Origin of the sequence: Alcanivorax sp. DSM 26293 (assembly GCF_900107995.1) — a bacterium.
In the GTDB taxonomy this organism is placed as follows: Bacteria; Pseudomonadota; Gammaproteobacteria; order Pseudomonadales; family Alcanivoracaceae; genus Alcanivorax.
Map to the genome: position 1 here is coordinate 556,693 of NZ_FNUM01000002.1, position 19,259 is coordinate 575,951.

18 protein-coding genes are annotated in these 19,259 nt (G+C 58.5%); 10 read left to right on the forward strand and 8 right to left on the reverse strand.

Annotated elements, in window-relative coordinates; all coding sequences use genetic code 11:
* Positions 1–24 precede the first annotated feature (24 nt).
* The gene (locus C4S63_RS06110) at positions 25–1,236 is read right to left on the reverse strand and encodes an acetyl-CoA C-acetyltransferase (protein WP_063508727.1); all 1,212 of its coding nucleotides are present in this window, start codon (positions 1,234–1,236) and stop codon (positions 25–27) included.
* 287 nt (positions 1,237–1,523) lie between these two features.
* On the opposite strand from C4S63_RS06110, the gene C4S63_RS06115 reads away from it, so the two are divergent.
* Both C4S63_RS06115 and C4S63_RS17360 read left to right on the forward strand, forming a co-directional pair.
* Entirely contained in the window at positions 1,524–2,282 is a 759-nt protein-coding gene (locus tag C4S63_RS06115) for a glutathione S-transferase N-terminal domain-containing protein (protein WP_103917009.1), read from the forward strand.
* Between the two features lie 419 nt (positions 2,283–2,701).
* Positions 2,702–2,860 carry a hypothetical protein gene (locus tag C4S63_RS17360; protein ID WP_156478260.1) on the forward strand — a complete coding sequence of 53 codons (159 nt, stop codon included), beginning with the start codon at positions 2,702–2,704 and terminating at the stop codon, positions 2,858–2,860.
* An 82-nt stretch (positions 2,861–2,942) separates the two neighbouring features.
* On the opposite strand, the gene C4S63_RS06125 is transcribed toward C4S63_RS17360, so the two are convergent.
* Positions 2,943–3,266, reverse strand: a complete 324-nt coding sequence (locus C4S63_RS06125; protein ID WP_146063357.1) for a hypothetical protein — start codon at positions 3,264–3,266, stop codon at positions 2,943–2,945.
* 90 nt (positions 3,267–3,356) lie between these two features.
* Here C4S63_RS06125 and smrA point away from each other — a divergent pair, with 90 nt between their 5' ends.
* Positions 3,357–3,950 (forward strand): DNA endonuclease SmrA, encoded by a 594-nt coding sequence (smrA, locus tag C4S63_RS06130; RefSeq protein WP_103917010.1) that lies wholly within the window; start codon positions 3,357–3,359, stop codon positions 3,948–3,950.
* Between the two features lie 154 nt (positions 3,951–4,104).
* On the opposite strand, the gene sthA is transcribed toward smrA, so the two are convergent.
* Positions 4,105–5,502: a Si-specific NAD(P)(+) transhydrogenase gene (gene sthA, locus C4S63_RS06135; protein WP_062816257.1), complete on the reverse strand. Its 1,398-nt coding sequence runs from the start codon at positions 5,500–5,502 to the stop codon at positions 4,105–4,107.
* 147 nt (positions 5,503–5,649) lie between these two features.
* Here sthA and C4S63_RS06140 point away from each other — a divergent pair, with 147 nt between their 5' ends.
* Positions 5,650–5,946, forward strand: coding sequence for a hypothetical protein (locus C4S63_RS06140; RefSeq protein ID WP_103917011.1), 297 nt, complete (start codon positions 5,650–5,652; stop codon positions 5,944–5,946).
* Here C4S63_RS06140 and C4S63_RS06145 read toward each other — a convergent pair.
* The 3 genes from C4S63_RS06145 to C4S63_RS06155 all read right to left on the reverse strand — a co-directional run bounded on the left by C4S63_RS06145 (position 5,908) and on the right by C4S63_RS06155 (position 12,240).
* On the reverse strand, positions 5,908–10,386 hold the full coding sequence (locus tag C4S63_RS06145; RefSeq protein ID WP_103917012.1) for a choice-of-anchor Q domain-containing protein: 4,479 nt from the start codon (positions 10,384–10,386) through the stop codon (positions 5,908–5,910). The genes C4S63_RS06140 and C4S63_RS06145 overlap by 39 nt on opposite strands.
* 162 nt (positions 10,387–10,548) lie before the next feature.
* Complete coding sequence (gene hda, locus C4S63_RS06150; protein WP_103917013.1) at positions 10,549–11,238, reverse strand: DnaA regulatory inactivator Hda; 690 nt, start codon at positions 11,236–11,238, stop codon at positions 10,549–10,551.
* Between the two features lie 3 nt (positions 11,239–11,241).
* Positions 11,242–12,240, reverse strand: a complete 999-nt coding sequence (locus C4S63_RS06155; protein ID WP_103917014.1) for a DUF2066 domain-containing protein — start codon at positions 12,238–12,240, stop codon at positions 11,242–11,244.
* 147 nt (positions 12,241–12,387) lie between these two features.
* Between C4S63_RS06155 and purM the strand changes: the two genes are divergently transcribed.
* Genes purM through C4S63_RS06175 form a run of 4 tightly spaced genes read left to right on the forward strand, consistent with a single transcriptional unit; the run spans position 12,388 to position 15,464 of the window.
* Positions 12,388–13,431: a phosphoribosylformylglycinamidine cyclo-ligase gene (gene purM, locus C4S63_RS06160; RefSeq protein WP_103917015.1), complete on the forward strand. Its 1,044-nt coding sequence runs from the start codon at positions 12,388–12,390 to the stop codon at positions 13,429–13,431.
* On the forward strand, positions 13,428–14,069 hold the full coding sequence (purN, locus tag C4S63_RS06165) for a phosphoribosylglycinamide formyltransferase (RefSeq protein ID WP_063509133.1): 642 nt from the start codon (positions 13,428–13,430) through the stop codon (positions 14,067–14,069). The genes purM and purN overlap by 4 nt, the downstream gene beginning before the upstream one ends.
* The gene (locus C4S63_RS06170) at positions 14,029–14,751 is read left to right on the forward strand and encodes a DUF3108 domain-containing protein (RefSeq protein ID WP_103917016.1); all 723 of its coding nucleotides are present in this window, start codon (positions 14,029–14,031) and stop codon (positions 14,749–14,751) included. The genes purN and C4S63_RS06170 overlap by 41 nt, the downstream gene beginning before the upstream one ends.
* A gap of 2 nt (positions 14,752–14,753) precedes the next feature.
* Entirely contained in the window at positions 14,754–15,464 is a 711-nt protein-coding gene (locus C4S63_RS06175; protein WP_062816265.1) for a DUF3108 domain-containing protein, read from the forward strand.
* 56 nt (positions 15,465–15,520) lie between these two features.
* Here the strand turns inward: C4S63_RS06175 and dcd are convergent, their stop codons facing one another.
* Positions 15,521–16,090 (reverse strand): dCTP deaminase, encoded by a 570-nt coding sequence (dcd, locus tag C4S63_RS06180; protein ID WP_062816266.1) that lies wholly within the window; start codon positions 16,088–16,090, stop codon positions 15,521–15,523.
* 95 nt (positions 16,091–16,185) lie between these two features.
* Positions 16,186–17,271, reverse strand: a complete 1,086-nt coding sequence (apbC, locus tag C4S63_RS06185; RefSeq protein WP_103917017.1) for an iron-sulfur cluster carrier protein ApbC — start codon at positions 17,269–17,271, stop codon at positions 16,186–16,188.
* Positions 17,272–17,460: 189 nt separating this feature from the next.
* Here apbC and C4S63_RS06190 point away from each other — a divergent pair, with 189 nt between their 5' ends.
* Both C4S63_RS06190 and C4S63_RS06195 read left to right on the forward strand, forming a co-directional pair.
* Positions 17,461–18,162, forward strand: coding sequence for an SIMPL domain-containing protein (locus C4S63_RS06190; protein WP_103917018.1), 702 nt, complete (start codon positions 17,461–17,463; stop codon positions 18,160–18,162).
* Positions 18,162–19,190: an AraC family transcriptional regulator gene (locus tag C4S63_RS06195; RefSeq protein ID WP_103917019.1), complete on the forward strand. Its 1,029-nt coding sequence runs from the start codon at positions 18,162–18,164 to the stop codon at positions 19,188–19,190. The genes C4S63_RS06190 and C4S63_RS06195 overlap by 1 nt, the downstream gene beginning before the upstream one ends.
* Positions 19,191–19,259: the final 69 nt, after the last annotated feature.

Sequence of the window (19,259 nt, forward strand, 5' to 3'; positions counted from 1 at the left end):
TTCTCCGAATTCGTTCGACGCGGTTTACAGACGCTCAATGATGGTGGCGATACCCATGCCACCGCCCACACACAGGGTGCACAGCGCGTACTTCTTGTCGCGACGTTCGAGTTCATCCAGCGCGGTGCCCAGAATCATGGCGCCGGTGGCACCCAGGGGGTGGCCCATGGCAATTGCACCACCATTCACGTTGGTCACATCCGGGGTGATATCCATGTCCTTCATGAAACGCATGGCCACAGCGGCGAACGCTTCGTTGATTTCCCACAGATCGATGTCGCTGGCCTTGAGGCCGGCTTTTGCCAGCGCCTTCCTGGCAGCCGGGCCCGGACCGGTCAGCATGATGGTGGGATCCGCCCCGCTGATGGCGGTGCAGACAATGCGACCACGGGCCTTCATGCCGTAATCCTTGCCGACCTGCTCGTTACCCAGTACGACCAGTGCCGCGCCATCCACGATGCCGGAAGAGTTACCGGCGTGGTGAACGTGATCAATCTTTTCCAGCCAGTGGTATTTCTGCAGCGCTACCGCATCGAAACCACCCATTTCGCCCATCATGGCAAAAGAGGGATTCAGGCCCGCCAGGCCATCGGCGGTGGTGCCGGCACGGACATGCTCGTCACGATCCAGAACGGTCAGGCCGTTGAGGTCTTTCACCGGTACCACAGAATTGCCGAAGTAGCCTTTTTCCCAGGCAGTGGCAGCGCGCGCCTGGGATTCGGCAGCAAACTCATCCACATCACGGCGGGAAAAACCTTCGATGGTCGCGATCAGGTCTGCACCGATGCCCTGGGGCACGAAACCGGTCTTGTAGTTGGTCACCGGATCCATGGCCCAGGCGCCACCGTCGGAGCCCATGGGAATCCGGCTCATGGCTTCGACACCACCCGCCAGAATCAGGTCATCCCACCCGGAGGCCACTTTCTGGGCGCCGGTATTCACCGCTTCCAGGCCGGAAGCACAAAAGCGGTTCAGTTGGTAACCCGCCACGGTATCCGGCAGGCCCGCAGCCAGCGCCGCAGTCTTGGCGATACAGGCGCCCTGATCGCCCACCGGGGTAACCACGCCCAACAACAGGTCATCAATACGGTTGGTGTCCATATTGGGAAAACGGGCTTTCACTTCATCGATCAGGCCGACCACCAGGTCCAGCGGCTTCACCGTATGCAGTGAGCCATCTTTTTTGCCCCGACCACGGGGAGTACGGATGGCATCGTAAATATAGGCTTCGGTCATGGAACCTTCCTCTTGCCTCAGGCAGATGTCAGCTCAGCTGACGGGTTGTGAAGGGCAGCACCTGTCTGTGCATGTGTTGGATCATGCGTAACAAAGTGACAGGTGCCGGCCAAATGTAGACCCGAGAGATTGCCCTACCCGCGCCCGTCACTCAATGACAGGAGTTAACAGCCGGGGTGAGCGGAACGGGCAGTGGTTAACCGCTTGATATGCAAGGTGTCTTAAGGGCCAATGCGGGGCGCCCCAGAGATGCTAAGGTCCGGACATTCGTTTCAGGAGAATTCGCTATGTCCCATAACACCGAGGTGCTGCGCTCCCTGGCCGCTTCCGCCCTGCAACAGGGCCGCGGCATTGCCAGCAAAGGCCACCGCAAGACCCCCCAGGAGCCCCTTGAACTGTATGACATGGAAGGGTGTCCGTTCTGCCGCCTGGTCCGTGAAGCATTGACGGATCTGGACCTGGATGTGCTGATTTTCCCCTGTCCCAAAGGGGGGGAGCGTTATCGCCCCCTGGTTGAGCGCCTGGGTGGGCGCCAGCAGTTCCCCTACCTGATGGATCCGAATACCGGGGCTGCCCTTTACGAATCCGCGGATATCATCGACTACCTTTACCGGGAATACGGTGGTCGCCCGGCACCTCGCCGCTGGCTGGTACGCAGTTTGCGCACGGCAGCGGCGGTGTCCGCTTCTCTCCCCCGCGCGTCACGGGGCCTGCACGCCCTGGATAGCAAAACGCCGGAGCAGGCGCTGGAACTCTACTCTTTTGAGGCCAGCCCCTTCGCCCGCCTGGTTCGCGAACGCCTCACCGAGCTTCAGCTTCCCTACCTGCTACGCCAGTGCGGACGGGATCAGTGGCAGGACTGGGTGTTGCCGCCGATGCGCAGGCATCTTCTCAGTGACTATTCACCCCGTCAGCGAAACCGCATCGCTCTGATGGAGCGGGCCGGCCGTATCGCCGTTCCTTACTTGGTCGATCCCAATACGGGCACTGAACTGTTCGAGTCTGCGGATATTCTCGATTATCTGGACCAGACTTACGGTCGATAATGGCAATCCGGCGCATCAACAAATGGTGCGCCCAGGGAGCCTCTGAGTAACACCTTGCATGCCCCGTCTTTGAGGCTGGTCGCCCCTCGGCCAGGTAACGAGGGGCGCAATTTTGACGCTACCCCCTTAAGGAGAATCGAGAGATGCCTCTCCATCAGCGTTTCAACGTCAACATGCAATAGCGGGTGTGGGTCAGCCTTGAAGCCCCGGAAAAGGTGACCTGAAGGGCAGATCTGCGGCGCTTTGACACCGGGAAAGGGCACCACCCTGTCCATCACCAGAAAATATAGCCCCTGCCCCCCTTCACACCACGCTGAGCACGCAAGGTGCTATTCAGGGGTTTCCCCCTTCTCCCCTCTCTGGATTAATGCTATATAAAGCACTGAGTACCCCTTTAATTCTGGAAAGAGAGCAGCACCATGGGTCGTCGACATTTTGATGACTATGAACCGGACGATTGGAAAGAAGAGCACAAGCGCGCCGAACGTGAACGTCGCAAACGCGATGCCAAGCGACATCGGCACGATTCAGAGGAAAAAAGTGAATCACGCGACGGTCGCGATTCACGCCCTTACTGAAACGCGTTTCTTCCCCTGAGGCATTCGCCTCATGGTCTGAAAACCGGGCTTCACGGATGAAGCCCTGGTTCCCCCTTTTTGACTAATTATCACCGTAACGGCTGGCAAGGGTGGTCAATGCGGCGGCGGTTTTTGCATCCGACTGCAGTTTGAATCCGCCACGCCAATGTCCATTGGGCAAATAATCATGCCAGCGGGGCTCCGCCATCACCGTCAATTCACGGCAACCCGATAAAGTCAGGGGTAATTGCAGCAGCAGGGGCTGGCAGCCTTGTGGCGGCGTGCCCCGACCGGTCAGGCAAAGCCCTTCATCGGTCAGATTGAGAACATGCCCCACGGGCTGTCGGTGGATGGAAGCCTGCACATTGAGTCTCAGTCGAGGCCTGCGGAAACGTCGTCGCTCCATAACTACCTCTCGGGAAGGGGCTCACTGCCAGTTTCTGCCCGCTTTGTGTACCATGCAAGCATGAACTAACGGGTTTTGTGGAGCAGTCCCATGGCCACCAATGACGATGATCTGTTCCGCCAGGAAATGGCGGATGTGACACCGATCAAGCCGGATAATCGGGCAACTCTGCCCCGCGTCAAGCGACCGGACAGCCTGCGCGAACAGCTTCGCCGCGCCGCTGCCATGGATGATCGCAAGGACAACAATCCCCTCACTGTACCGGAACAGGTTCCTCCCGTTGGCCCCACCGACATAGTCGGTGTGAAGAAAAACGGTGTTCAGGAAGGGGTTTACCGTAAATTACGACTGGGAAAGTACGACGCCCAGGACGTGCTGGACCTGCACCGGGTACGTTTGATGGACGCCCGGGACCGGGTGCAAACCTTTCTTGTGAAAGCCCACGAGCAAGGCCTGCGTTCCGTCCTGATCAGTCATGGCAAAGGCGTGCACAGTGAACGCCCGGGCTTTCTCAAGAGCTATGTCATGCATTGGCTTGAGGAAAGCCATCTGGTCCTTGCCTACCACTCCGCCCCCCAGAATCAGGGCGGCAGTGGCGCCACCTATGTGCTGATACGGAAAAGCAGTCAGTCACGACAGCGTAATAGGGAATTCTTTATGGAGGCGGGAAAGCAGCAGAGATAGTGAATAGTTAACAGTGAACAGTTAATAGCGCGCTTGGCTGCGCATCCCTGTCTGAAATGCAAGAGGCCGCGTCCATACTCAGGGCGCGGCCTCTTGCGCTCACGAAACAGATAACCTGCTTCGCGAAACTATTCACTGTTAACTGTTAACTACCCTACCGCCTTATCCGGTTGATCCCGTTGATCGCTGCCACCCGATACGCTTCTGCCATGGTCGGATAGTTGAAGGTCGTATCGATGAAATACTCCAGGGTGTTCAGCTCACCGGGCTGGCGCATGATTGCCTGACCCACGTGCACGATTTCCATGGCTTGATAACCAAAGCAATGAATGCCCAGTACGGCCAGGGTTTCCCGGTGAAAGAGGATTTTGAGCATGCCCACTCGCTCACCGGTAATCTGTGCCCTGGCCAGATTGCGGAAGAAGGCCTGCCCGACTTCATAGGGGACTTTGGCTTCGGTGAGTTCCTGCTCTGTGCGCCCCACGCTGCTGATCCCCGGTATGGTATAAATTCCGGTGGGCACATCGGTCACTTGCCGCACTTCATCTCCGGCGATGGCCGCCGCGCAGAAACGCCCCTGATCGTAGGAGGCACTTGCCAGTGAAGGCCACCCCACCACATCACCGACGGCATAGATCCCGTCGACTTCTGTCTGGTAACGCTCATTGACCTGCAGCTGACCACGGCTGTTGGCTTTCAGGCCAACGGTTTCCAATCCCATGTCCTGGGTGTTACCGGACCGGCCGTTACACCACAGCACGGCATCCGCCCGCAGTTTCTTGCCGGACTGCAGCTCCAGAGTGACACCATGATCATCAGCGACAACCCGCTTGTATTCTTCATCCTGACGAATCGTGCAGCCCTGCTCACGCAAGTGATAACTCAGCGCGTCAGAAATTTCTGTATCCAGAAAGTCCAACAGATGCTGGCGTGAATTCACCAGATCGACCCGAATCCCCAGCCCGGTAAAAATGCAGGCATACTCCGACCCGATCACCCCGGCCCCGTAGATAATGATATGCCTTGGGGTATGGTCCATAGTCAGAATGGTATCGGAGTCGTAAATCCGTGGATGGTCGAAATTCACGTCATCCGGGTGATAGGGCCTTGAGCCGGTGGCGATGACCACATTACGGGTTTTCAGCAGATGCAGTCGCCCTTCCCGATCCTGCACTTTCACTTCGTTGTTGCTGAGCAGCTCTCCCCGCCCTCCGAATACGGTCACCCGGTTACGAATATAGAAATCCGTACGCACCTGGACCTGGGAATCAATCACTTCTCGGGTTCGGGTGATCAGATCCTGCCAACGGACCTCACGGGGATTGAGGATGCCGCGCAGCAACGGATTGCGCTGGGTACGAATCACCTGGCGTACCAGGTGACGAAGCGCCTTGGAAGGGATCGTCCCCCAGTGTGTACAGTTTCCACCCAGAGATTTCTGATCCTCGACAATGGCCACACGCAGGCCTTTCTTTGTCGCCTGCATGGCCGCCGCTTCACCCGCCGGCCCACTGCCAATCACCACCAGATCCCAACCTGCACTGATATCCATTCACTTCTCCTTTCCACCACGCGACTATTATAGGCATGCCGCACAATGGGTACGAGTAAGACCAAAGCCGAGGTCTGGTCATAGCCATCGAGGCTGGCATGATGGGGATGAAGAAAGAGAGTGATTCAATCAAAAAAGGAGTCTGACATGGATGAGCGCAGAGAACACAAGACCTCTCGGTTGGCCCGTGGTGGCAAGACAACAGGGCGTTGGCTGGTGACCCACCCCGTAGGGGCCTTGCAGATTCTGGCAGTGCTGCTGTTGGCCATTATCGTGCTTCAGAATCTGGAGCCCACCAGCATCGATATCCTTTTCTGGACACTGGTGGACATCCCCAAACTGTTGCTTTTACTGGCCAGCATGTTGGCCGGTGGACTGATCTGGGAACTATTGCGGCGAGGCCTGCTACGCCGCCGCAAAGCGTCGACGACGCCAGAACAGTAATAGCAGGCCGGAGAGCAGGCCAAGACTCCAGCTACCCGCGCTGTTGTCTTCCTGCTCACCCGGGTAGGTGATGGTGAATGTGGCCGCCGAAGAGGTGCCCCCGCAATCGTCACTAACCTCCAAGGTGAAACTGTCCTTGAAAGGACTAAAGTTACTATCCGATATGTAAGTCACTGTACGGGCGTCATAGTCGATAATGATACCAGTGCCCAGAACCGTTCCTGTTTCAGGGTCCCGCTTACTGAAGCCGGGTTTATCCTTGAGCGTTAGCGACTCCCAATTAATCGAGCTTTCGTCGCCGTCAGGATCTTCCGCTGTGATCTTGAAGGTTACCGATTCACCAGGGCGACTGGCTCGGGTCTGGCCGGTAATTGTCGGTGCCTTATTGGTGATAGTCATCATAACCGCCGCTTCATCACCGGGCAGAACAGTTTCGTTCTCACTGTCACTAAAGCCATAGAGAAAAACGATACGTGGCGCCTCCCACTCATAATCCTCATCTTCCGGATCAACAGGGTTTGTGTCAGTTTCGCAGGTGGCATCAACGTCAGACGCACCCGGGGTAGGAATAAAGCCACTATTGGATGGCGTATAAAGAACGATACAATTCTTTGCCACGTCCCCATCTTCATAGTCGTCCGGGTTGCGATTAATGAAACGCTGGGGTAGCGGCTCGCCACATTTCACATCATAGCCATCAATGGATTCGCTATAAAATTCCCAGACAAACTCGATGGTCGTGCCATCAGCCTGGGTGCCACTCCCGCCCAGAACATAACGACCTGTGGCCGGGTCGTACGTGTAGGAGCCGGCGGCCGGGTTCACTTCTTCGTCCTCGCCAACCATATCAATCTGGGCAGGCGAGAAAACAAAGCGGTCATTCAGGAATACATTGTTTTCATCAAGAAGCTGAATCTCTGCGCCATCGCTGGGCAAATCATTATCAAGTACGTCGACCAGAACACGGCGATCCGGTGCACGCTGGTTATCGGCTTCATCATCTGAAGCGGTAATTTGTTGATACTCGAACGCCCCCCGGTCACAACGCCCCCCGGACGTTCTGGCAATTCCCCGCAAGTCCGTCGCGCGGCAGCGCAGCGGGGTGGAGGTACCGGATTGCAGATCGCCTTCATCGTTGCCGGCATCAATGATCAATGGATCGCTCAGGTCCTCAGCAGCAAGGTACGGGGGCGTATAATCCGTTGAAGTGCCAGCCTCACCACCAAGGTCAGGAGACACTCCCGCAGTTCCACCTGCTCCGTCATCATTGTTTTCATCTGTATTACTTGCCGTGCAGGCAGTGTCGGAAAACAGGTTATACACGCTATCGTGCAATTCCCCGGTGCCTGTGGAGCAACTGGCGCCGCTGGCCGCTACAATGCTGTTAGCCAGACTGACCGAGGCCTCAGAATCACCCAACTCAATGCCATTCCCCGGAGCATTATTCACAAAGGTCAGATTCATCAGGCGAACATTGATATCAACGCCACCCAAGTCCAGAGCCGACCCCTGCGGTGCACTGTTATCCACAAACGTAGAGTTGGAAAACGCTATGAAATTGCCGGTAGGAACATTCAAATCAAAGGCTCCGCCCTCAGTACCGGCACTATTGTTTTCAAACGTGGTGTCCACAGCGGCAAACCGGAAGCTCTCCCCATTCTGCGCCGTGGTTGCCATAACGCCACCAGACAGCACCGCCTCATTCCCGGTCACATAGGCACGGTTGAAGGACACCTGTTTTTCATTGCCGGCATTGGCCCGCACATAGATCACCCCACCAGCACGATCTGCCCGGTTGTTCTGCAGAACGACCCGGTCAAATACCACCGAGCCGCCGGTAATGATGACACCACCGAATCCCTGATCACCAACAGGCGTCGCTCCTGGTACGGAGGCATTGCCATCTTCCAGCGTCAGATAGCGAAACGCCACGCTGGGGTGCCCGTTGCTCACCGGTGCCCGAACTTCAAACAATCGGCTCTGTCCATCGCCGATGATGCGGGTGATGGTATCTTCATCCGCCGGGTCCGCATCGTCCGCATTGCGAACCCCTTTGCCCACCAGCTCCACACTGCCACCTTGGATCAACAGCGTATCCACCAGCTGGATTTCCCCCGCAGGCAGGAGAATGCGATCTTCGCCTTTGGCGCCAAATTCACAATCCGGGCTACTGAAAGTGGCGGCATTTGCCAAGGCTTCACGCAGTGTGCAGAGGCCATCATTGGGAATCGGCGGGTTATGATCCAGCAGGGAGTTCACCTCGATATCCGCTGCCAGTGCCGTGCCCGATACAGTCATCGCACAGGCAACGATGCCTGCACGCCAACGACGCAGTAATCCACCTACAACCAGCATCAGCAACGTCAGACCCGGTACGGAACCACCACTGCTTCCATCCAGAATACTCTTGGATTCCGTCAGACCACTGGCTGGCTGCGCAACCAAATTAACGTCTTCACCAATTTGCAGGCCAAGATCCGTTCCACCTGCAAAGGCTTCTGCCACCACCATGTATGCCAGACTGTCCACACCATGAAAACTGCTGGCTGGGGTATAACGGACACGCGGGTAGCCCTGATCATCGATTTCCACCGATGCCATGCCACGCTCAGGCGCAACAATAATTGTCATGCAGCGATTGAGCACTTGCTGCTCCAGGCAGGCCTCATCACTGGCGGCACAGGTGCCTTCATCAACAATGATCGGCTCGAGACGACCGCAATCCACCCGGGTGTCGTTCATGTCATTGCTCAGCACATCACCCAGCACGGTTCGCCCGCTAATCAGATCGACCTCATCCGGTTGCGCCAAGGCACGGAGGAATTCCACTGCGCCCACATCACAACGCCCCCCGGCACCACCACGGGACTCACCCCGCATATCCTCTTTGGCGCACTGGTCGACGGTTTCCGGGTTTCCGCGGTCAAACAGACTGGGAGTGGCCGCCGACATTGCCGGGTCCAGGCCGGCAGGCTCCGGATTGGGCAGAAAGCCGGGGAAGTTCCCGCCCAGCTCGTCGGCAGGGATAGGCATACAGCTTCCCTGACCGGTGCCGGTGCAGACGCGACGAGCGCCGGCCGTCTCATCCCAGCCGAGCAGCACTTCTGCCGTGGCTCCGTTCGGATCGGATGTGACCGGTGTTCCCTCTGTCTGCTCACGGGGCAAGGGGCAGGCGGCATCATCTGTAATGGTGTAGAGCAGCCTGGCGTCAGCGTCGTCCGTACCATCCAGGGCCGTTCCCGCACACGCTCCACCGCTGTTCCCCACCAGCACCGTATTGACAATAAAGGCGGTGCTGGTAGGTTCCGGTGGATCTGTTTCCGGGTCTTCCGGAACGTCCAGCTCCGCCTCGTCCAGGTAAAGCGCCAGGCCATCGTTAAAGGCAAGGGTCATGTTTTGCATGACCAGTTGATGCTTTGGCGCCACCAATTGAATCACGCCACCCACATTGTTAGTGATGGTGCCATTGGTCAGATCAACGGCCATCGTGTTGTCTTCATCGCCATCCAGATAGAACAGGCCGCCATCGGACTGGGACTCATTCCCTGTCATGTAAAACCGATGGCCGGTGATCTCACCGGCAAACTCGGCAGACGTGGCGATCACAGCTCCGTTGCCGCTGGCCACATTATCCTCGAAGAGAGCGCTTTCCGGGAAAACCAGGTTGGCGCCTTTATCAAGGTAGATCGCGCCGCCGTTGACTGCCTGGCCGCCGCGCAACTCCAGATTCTCCGAGAAGCCAAGACCACCATTGGCCAGAATCAATCCCCCGTTTCTGTCTGCCGGGTCGACTTCGTTATTGGCTGAGCCATCCTGCAAAACAAGATTGCCGAGAGTCAGGGAACCGCGATCCAGGCGGAACAAGCGGCTATTGCCGGCGGCAGAGATAACAGGCTTCTCTTTTTCTTCCGGCTCTTCAAAGGTGTCGAGAAACACATCGACCCTGATGTTGGGGGAAATGGCAGTGTCGTCCTCGGGATCAGTCACAGGCACCTTCTCCGGGTTCCCCTCACTATCAAGAACGACTTGCTCTATCTCTTCACAAACATCTCCCGGGGGACATTCAGGATCCGGAACCATGATTGTCTTATTAACAAACTTGATCTTACTGCCACCGATGGGAAGCTCACCTTCCGTAAGCAGGTAGGTTTTCCCTTCAAGCAGGCGAATAGTGTCATTACCCGTCCCCGCTTCACAGGCTCCAACCGGGGTCTGATAATTGATGGCATAGATAGCTTCACGCAGGCGGCACTGGGCGCCGCTGGTGGTGGGATTAACCTCATAGCGGTCTTGTTCAGGGGAGGCGTCACCGGGACGTTCATCAACCGTTACCGCCACATCATCCGTGGTCTCGATCTTGTAGACAGTGGCCTGGGAAGAGGCGGCCGCGAGAATAAGGGCGCAGCCAACAAGGGATTGCCAAAGCGCGATGTGGCGCATGTTGTGCTCCTGCAGGCTTTTTTGTGCCTGGCGTTATTGTTCTAATCTGGATCCAAAGTCCGGCGATACACGAACCACCGAAAACGTAACCTGATGTAAGCAAACATCAATATACCGGTTACTTGCGTATCAAACTGTTGCTTCTTCGTTAAGCGCCCCTTTTTACCACCCCAGCGCATCCTTGACAAAGGGAATAGTGACCGAGCGTTGTTGCGCGAGGGCCATCCGGTCAAGACGGTCAAGCAGCGCCATCAGCGCACCGGGGCTTCTTTCACTGCGCATGGCAATATAGTGAGCAACATCCTGCTCGATTCTCAGTCCACGGGCTCTGCCTCGCGCCTGCAACAGGGCCTGCAGGTCCTCATCAACCAAAGGGGACATTCTGTATACCGGGCCGGCGGCCAGCCGGGTGGCCAGATCCGGCAACAACAGGCCTGCGGCGGTCGGGGACGCATCAGCGGTTACCAGCAGGCGCCCTCCCCTCGCCATCAGACGGTTGTAGAGGTGAAACAGGGCTTCTTCCCAGGCCGCATCACCTGCAAAACGCTGGCAGTCATCCAGCGCCAACAGATCAAACTGTTCCATGGACTCCAGCACCGCCGGGACCAGTGGAAGCAGCTCGCTGGCAGGCAGCAGACAGGCATCCATCCCTTGCTGCTGGGCCAGGCGAACGGCCCCTTCCAGCAGATGACTTTTGCCCTGTTGTGCGCCCCCCCAGACAAAGGCCTGGCGGTCATCGCCCAGTACCACTTCACGGACACCGGCCAGCACAGCCCCATTGGGCCCGGGAAGGAAGTTCGACAAATCATTTCCCTCACGCAGTTGCAGCGCCAGGGGCAGCTGTGCGCTCATGAATCAGGAGCGCCAGCAGTAGCGCCACTGCGGCCCGGCGACCGCATCGTCCGGACAGGGGCGCAATTGACGGGACAGCTCCAGCAAACTGCGGAGTTGGGAATCGCTGGCACCGAAGTCCAGGCCGAAGGTCACACCCTGATCTGACACCTGCACCAGTGACACGGACCGCATGCCGCTCAGCCCGGCCAGAAAGCCCTGCAACTGATGCCAGTCTGCCAGCGCGTCCACCCGCTCAACCTCCAGCAGGGTAAGCCCCCGGGACGCACTGCTGGCCACCGAATAACGCTGGGCGAGCTGGTCAGTGACCGCATCCACCAGCGTCTTTACAGCCTCCCCGGCGGACGCGCTTTCCTCGCGGCCCTGATCCAGAGTCTTCTGGTCTTGCAGTACACGCCAGCTGACCTTGGTCGGCGAGCCTCGATACATCACGGCAGCGACCACCAGTTCATGGGGATAACGCTCGGAAGCGGCGAGTAACTGACCATCGAAACGGCCACGGATATCCGCCACGGTAACCGCACTACGGTCCTGGCTATCCCATTCCGGCACCACCAGGGACAACCCCCGCCGTCTGGCTTCGCCGATCAGTGCCTCGCGCAGGGCATGATCGCCGGCCACCAGTTCACCGCGCCCGGCGCCTTGATCCACCAGCCATATCAGCACCTGGGGACGCGGAAATCCCCAGACCGAAGCACCTTCCGAGGCCATGAAATCCATCAGCCCCCGGGTGTCATAGCGGACCACCAGGTTGTCGCCGTCATAATCGTAACGGGTCACCCAGCGATCCAGCTGGGCCAGTGCCTGCTCTGTCACTGGCTGATCAAGCACCTGCTGCTTGCCACTCAGCCGTACCAGCATATCCCTGAGCCCCTGCTGCAAGACCTGCTGGCGCTCGCTGTCGCCACGGCCATCCACGGACTGCACAACCGTATTCAGGGATTCTGCCCGGGCCACCAGACACAATCCCAACAACAATGCCACGATTCCAAGAAAACGCATGACCGCCCATTCCAACCTGAAAATTCAAGCGCGCTATTATCACTTATTCCCTCCCACCACGCGAACCGGATTTTCAGGTGAAGACAGCGGTGGAAAGATGGGTCCCCCGCCCTTAAAATACGCGCCTTCACCAATCCGGAGCCCCCCATGACCGATCAGAAACGGCCGCTGACCTACCGTGACGCCGGCGTCGATATCGACGCTGGTAACGAGCTGGTAAAACGTATTGCCCCTGTGGCCAAACGCACCCGTCGTCCCGAGGTGCTGGGCGGTCTGGGTGGCTTCGGCGCCCTTTGCGAGCTGCCCAGCCGCTACAAGAACCCGGTGTTGGTGGCCGGAACCGACGGGGTCGGTACCAAGCTGCGCCTGGCCATTGATACCGGTCGCCATGACAAGGTGGGCATCGATCTGGTGGCCATGTGCGTCAACGATCTGATCGTCGGCGGCGCCGAGCCACTGTTTTTCCTCGACTACTACGCCACCGGCAAACTGGATGTGGACACCGCCACCAGCGTGGTGACCGGCATCGGCGAAGGCTGTGAAATGGCCGGGTGCGCCCTGATTGGTGGCGAAACCGCGGAAATGCCCGGCATGTATGAAGGTGAAGATTACGATTTGGCCGGCTTCTGCGTGGGCGTGGTGGAAAAGGACGGTGTGCTGGACGGCAGCAAGGTACAAGCTGGCGACAAGCTCATTGGCCTGGCCTCCTCCGGCCCCCACTCCAATGGCTACTCATTGATCCGCCGCATCATGGCCCAGTCCGACATCAATATTGACCTGGACGGCCAACCCCTGATGGAGCACCTGCTGGCCCCCACGCGCATCTATGTAAAGCCCTTGCTGAAACTGCTGGAGCAGGTACCGGTCCACGCCCTTGCCCATATTACCGGCGGCGGTCTGCCGGAAAACCTGCCCCGGGTCATGCCGGAGAATACCCGTGCGGTCATTGATACCCGTAGCTGGGAATTCCCAGCCGTCTTCCAGTGGCTGCAACAGGAAGGCCAGGTACCCGCTTTCGAGATGTACCGTACCTTCAACTGTGGTGTGGGCATGGTCATTGCCGTCCCCGCAGACCAGGTGGATGCCACCCTGGCGCTCATGGAAGCCGAAAGCGAAGTGGCCTTCCTGATGGGAGAAATACAGGCCGGTGAAGGGGAACCGGAAGTGGTACTGGAAGGCCTGGCAGAGTGACGCACCGCCTTGCTGTCCTGATCAGCGGCTCCGGCACCAATCTGCAGGCCATTATGGCGGCCATCGATAGTGGCCGCCTGAATGCGGAAATCGCCGTGGTGCTGTCCAACCGTGCCGATGCCGGCGGCCTGAGCCGTGCCCGGCATGCCGGCATTGCCACCGAAGTCCTGGACCACCGCCAGTACGACAGCCGGGAAGCCTTTGACCAGGCCATGATAACGGCCCTGGATCATTATCAGCCCGGCACGGTGGTACTGGCCGGGTTCATGCGCATTCTCTCGCCCCTGTTTGTGCGCCACTATGCTGGACAGCTGATAAACATCCATCCTTCCCTGTTGCCCAAATATCGCGGGCTACATACCCATGCCCGCGCTCTGGAAGCCGGCGATTCACAACATGGCTGCTCTATCCATTTCGTGACCGAAGAGCTGGATGGTGGCCCACTGATCGCCCAGGCTCCCCTGGACGTCCTTGCGAACGATACCGTTGATTCCTTGTCCAAACGCGTACAACAACGCGAACACCTGCTTTATCCTCTGGTGTTGCAATGGCGCGCCGAACAGCGCCTGGAACTGGATCACGACGGAGTCAAGCTGGATGGCAAACCCCTCCCTGAACAGGGTTATCAACTGGTCTAGCAGCCTTCTGCTGATGCTGACCCTGGTGGCGCCGGCCAGCCACGCCGGACCGCCGGTGGCCCCCTTCACGCTGGATTACCATCTCAAAAGCGAGGGCATTCCCTTTACGGTCACCGCTACCCGCACGCTCAAGCCGGTAAAAAACGGCCTGTGGGAAATGCAGGTCCAAGCCAAGAACTGGCTGGGCGAAATCCGTGAAATCACCCTGTTTGACTGGCAGCAGTGCATTCCCGAGAGCACCTACTACGGCTACTATCGGCGCGGGTTGGGCCGGGTGAAGGAAGCCAAGCTGCATCTGGACCGGGAAGCCGGTGTCGCCGCCAGCGAACGCACCGACAAACCCACGCGAAGCTATCCGATCACCGATGAAGCGACAGACGAGCTGTCTGTCTCCCTGGCCTTGCAGTGCTCCCTGCAAGCAGGGCAACAGGATATCAAGTTACAGGTGGCTGACGAGCGCTCCCTGGAAACCCACCGTTACCGGGTAGTCGGCGAAGAATCCCTGGAGATTGACGGCCAGCGGATTGAAACCGTAAAAGTACAACGCCAGCGGGGCGCCAACAGCAAACGACAGACCTATATGTGGTTTGCGCCACAGCATGATTACCTGCTTGTGCAACTCTTGCAGGAAAACAGTGATGGCGACCACGTGATGACACTGCAATCTATGGAAGGATTATAACGGTGCAACGGATATTACTTGCCCTGCTATTGATAACCAGCAGCCTTGCCTCCGCCGAACCACTGGCGCCCTTCGCCGCTGAATTCCGCATTTATGTGAATAAACTGCCCACCCCCGTCAAGGCCGATCTGGTCCTGGAGCCTGCCGAGGGCAAAGACTATTACCGCATGCTGCTCAAGGCCAAGTCGTTCCTGCTCACCAACACGGAAGAGAGCTATTTCCATTGGCGCGACTGCCAGCCCCGGACCACCCACTATGTGCACGAGTTCAAGGGCTTCGGCCAGCACCGCTACCATCACATGGATTTTCAGTGGGACCCGCCCATGGTCCACAACGAGTCGGAAGACGATCAGGAAAGCCTGGAAATCCCGGAGAACACCCTGGATGAGCTGACCATTCTGCTCCGCGGGCGCTGCGTGTTTGCCACCGGTGACAAGGCCTACAAGGTCACCAGTGCCTACGGCGATAAACTCCGTACCCACCATTTCGAAATCATCGACCGGGAAGAAATCGACACCCCACTGGGCAAGATCGATACCCTGCTGGTGGAGAAAAAGCGTGAGGGAGACAGCAAGGAAAAGCGTCGCACCCTGTTCTGGGTAGCGCCAAGCCTGGATTACATGGTGGTGAAAGCCAGGCACATTGAAAGCACCCTGCTCAAGGCGGAACTGATCATGATTGATTACGCCGGCCCGGATCAAGTCAGCGGATAACGCCTGTTCGGGAGCGTCGCTGGCGACGCTCCCATGGCAAGCTCAGCCGGCTGCCTTTACGCCCGCGGCAGGGTCACACCGCGCTGCCCCTGATATTTCCCGCCCCGGTCCATGTAGGACGTTTCGCACATCTCATCGGACTCGAAAAACAGCATCTGTGCCACCCCTTCATGGGCATAGATCTTCGCCGGCAAGGTAGTGGTATTGGAAAATTCCAGCGTCACATGCCCTTCCCACTCCGGCTCCAGCGGCGTCACATTGACGATAATGCCGCAACGCGCATAGGTAGACTTGCCCAGGCAGATGGTCAGCACATTGCGGGGAATGCGGAAGTACTCCACCGTGCGGGCCAGTGCAAAGGAATTGGGCGGGATGATGCAGTAATCGCCCTTGATATCCACAAAGCTGCGCTCGTCGAAGGCCTTGGGGTCCACCGTGGCGGAGTGAATATTGGTGAACACCTTGAACTCATCCGCGCAGCGCACATCGTAGCCATAGCTGGACACGCCGTAGGAAATCATTTTTTCGCCATTCTCGTCGGCACGAATCTGGCCGGCCTGGAAGGGCTCGATCATGCCTTTTTCGGCGGCCATACGGGTAATCCAGCGATCCGATTTAATCGTCATTATTGCGCCTCAATGTTCCGGGGTAATTGGCGTTCAAGCGGCCAATGGTAGCAGCATGAAACGCCGCACGCAGCAGGCCAAGTTCACGGCCTTTCTCAATGCTGTGTCACTTTGGGAAATGACCGCTTGCCGGCTTCCGTCAATGACAGCCTGGCCGCGAGACGGCGGGCGGCCTGCCGGTACAGCCCGGCCTCCTCGCTGTCCGGGCAGGCCGCCACCACCGGTTGGCCGCTATCAGCCTGTTCGCGGATCCGCAGTGACAACGGCAGGGCCGCCAGCACGTCAGTGTGATACTCCCGGGCCATCCTTTCACCGCCGCCCTGGCCGAACACATGCTCTTGATGGCCGCACTGGCTGCAAATGTGCACCGCCATATTTTCCACAATGCCCAATACCCGGATATCCACCTTGCGAAACATCTCCACCCCCTTGATGGCATCCAACAGGGCAATATCCTGGGGCGTGGTGATCACAACCGCACCGGCGACGGGAATTTTCTGGGCCAGCGTCAGCTGGATATCGCCAGTGCCCGGGGGCAGATCCACCAACAGATAATCCAGCTCATGCCAGCGGGTCTGCTCCATCATTTGTACCAGCGCGCCACTGGCTTTCGGCCCCCGCCAGACCACCGGGGTCTGCTTGGTGGTCAGGTACCCCATGGACATGGTCTGCAACCCATAGGCCTCCACCGGCACGAAGTACTTGCCTTCAAGAACCTCTGGACGAGTGCCGTCCGGCAAGCCCAGCATCAACGGCTGGCTGGGGCCAAACACATCCGCATCCAGCAGCCCCACCCGGGCGCCCTCCGCCTGCAGCGCCAACGCCAGATTCACCGCCGTTGTGGATTTCCCCACCCCGCCTTTACCGGAAGCGATGGCAATCACATTGGCGACCTGGTCCAGCGCCGGCAGGCTGCTCTGGGCCCGATGCGGAATGATCTTCGCCGTCAGGGTCAACGCCAGCTCGCGGCCTTCCAGCACCGGCTCCAGATACTCCCGAATCTGCGCTATCCATTGCTCACGGATACCGTCAATCGGAAATCCCAGAACGATTCGGGCGTGGACGGTGCGGTCATCCACCGCCAGTGATTCAATGGCATTCACCGATGCCAGGCTGACGCCCAGATCCTCGGGAATAAATTCGCCCAATTGCTGTCGAATGCGTTGCTCGGCTGAACTCATGATGGCCTCCGTTTCGCGAGCTGCGATGATAGGGGCTAAGCCGGGAACAACCAAGTCACCCCATGGATGTTATCCGTTGAGCGCCAAATCATGGACGCCCTCACACAAACACAAACCTTGGGGTGGTTATCCCGTGATAAATACGCAAAATAGAATCCTGCCGATTGGACGGCAGTACAAGGAGAGTCCATGAAACGCATCACCGCCGCATCCCTGATCGCCCTGGGAGCGTTGACCCTTACCGCCTGTAGCGATACACACCAGATGCTCAGCACCGGACCCGACAGTATTACGGTTTCCGGCAATGGCGAAATCGCTGCCCAGCCGGATATTTTTCGGGTGGCCGCGACGGCCCGCGAGCAAGGCGATGATATTGCCGCCATGAAGTCCCGCGTTGATGACGCGGTGGCCGACATGCTTGACCTGGCCGATGACCTGGACATCGAAGAGAAACAGGTCCGCGCCAGTGACCTGCACGTCCAGCCACAATGGCAGTACCAGCCTGAACGCAAACTCATCGGCCATGAAGTCAGCCGTGACGTGATCTTCCGTGCCAACGGTCTGGACACCTACACACGGTTGCTGGAAGGCCTGGCCAAACAAGGCGTACGCGACATTCGTCCTGCTGGCACCGAGGTCAGTAATGCTGACGAGCTCGCCAACCGGGCCCTGGAAAAAGCCGTGGCCGACGCCCGCCAGCGCGCCCGCATCATCGCTGAGGCCGCTGACCGGGAACTGGGCAAGGCCATCCAGATCCATGCGCAGGACGTGCAATCTCCGCAGCCGGTGATCATGATGGCTCGCAGCAAGGAAAGCGGAAACGCCGACAGCTATCGCCCCGGTGAAACCGACATCACCGCCCGGGTACAGATCACCTTCGAACTGGATTGATGGATAACCTGGGTCAAATCTGCAGCGCGGCGCTGCAGCAATATCTCTCCCACGGTGAGGCCCGGGGGCTGGATATTGCTGCGGCACTGGATGCTGCCAACCTGGATGCGGAACGGATCCGCCAGCCGGATGCCCGCATACCCGGTGTCAGCTTCCAGACCTTGCTGCACACACTGATTGACCAGGCCAGAGACCCCCTGTTCGGGCTGCACACTTCCGAGTTCGTGCAACCCGGCTCCTATAACGTGATGGGCTACATTGCCATGAGCGCCAGCACGTTGCAGGAGGCCTTGTCCAAGGTCAGTCTCTACGAAAAGCTGGTAGGCGACATGGGCACCACCGACACGCAAGTCACCGATAATCAGGCGGCCATCCGTTGGCAATGCCGCTACGTCCAGCAACCCGCACGCCAGCACCTGATCGACAATGTGCTGGGGTCCTGGGTCCGCTATGCCCGCTGGCTGACCGGAAATGAAAAACTGGCCCCGGCCCAGGTCTGGCTGGAACATCCCCGACCCAGAGCGGCGCTGGTGGAGGAATACCAGCGAGTGTTTCTCTGCGAGGTGCGGTTTGCCCAGCCCTGCTCGGCCCTGATCGGCCCACCGGACCTGCTGCAACAACCCATCCGTCAACCGGACCCACTATTGCTGTCTACCCTGGAAGCCCACGCGATCCAGCAACTCAACCAGCTGGGCGTGGAAACCAGCCTGGGCCAGCGGGTCAAGCAGTGCATCCAGGATGCCATTGGCCATTCCCTGCCCCGCAAGGAAACCATCGCCGAACGACTTGGCATGAATGTTCGCACGCTCCACCGTCGCCTGGCCGATGAAGGCCACAACTGGCAAAAACTGCTGGATGAGGTGCGCCTGCACCGGGCCCGGCAACTGCTTTGCCAGAGCCCGGCTCCCCAGGCAGAGATTGCCGAAGCCCTGGGCTACTCGGATATCCGCTCTTTCCAGCGCAGCTTCAAGCGACATACCGGCATCACCCCGGGTCAGTTCCGCACCCGGCACAAGTCCGATTTGTAAGAGATAGCTTACAAAATTTATCGGCTTTCTCTTATGCGCATTGGATCATAATCCCGTTCGGTATCTACC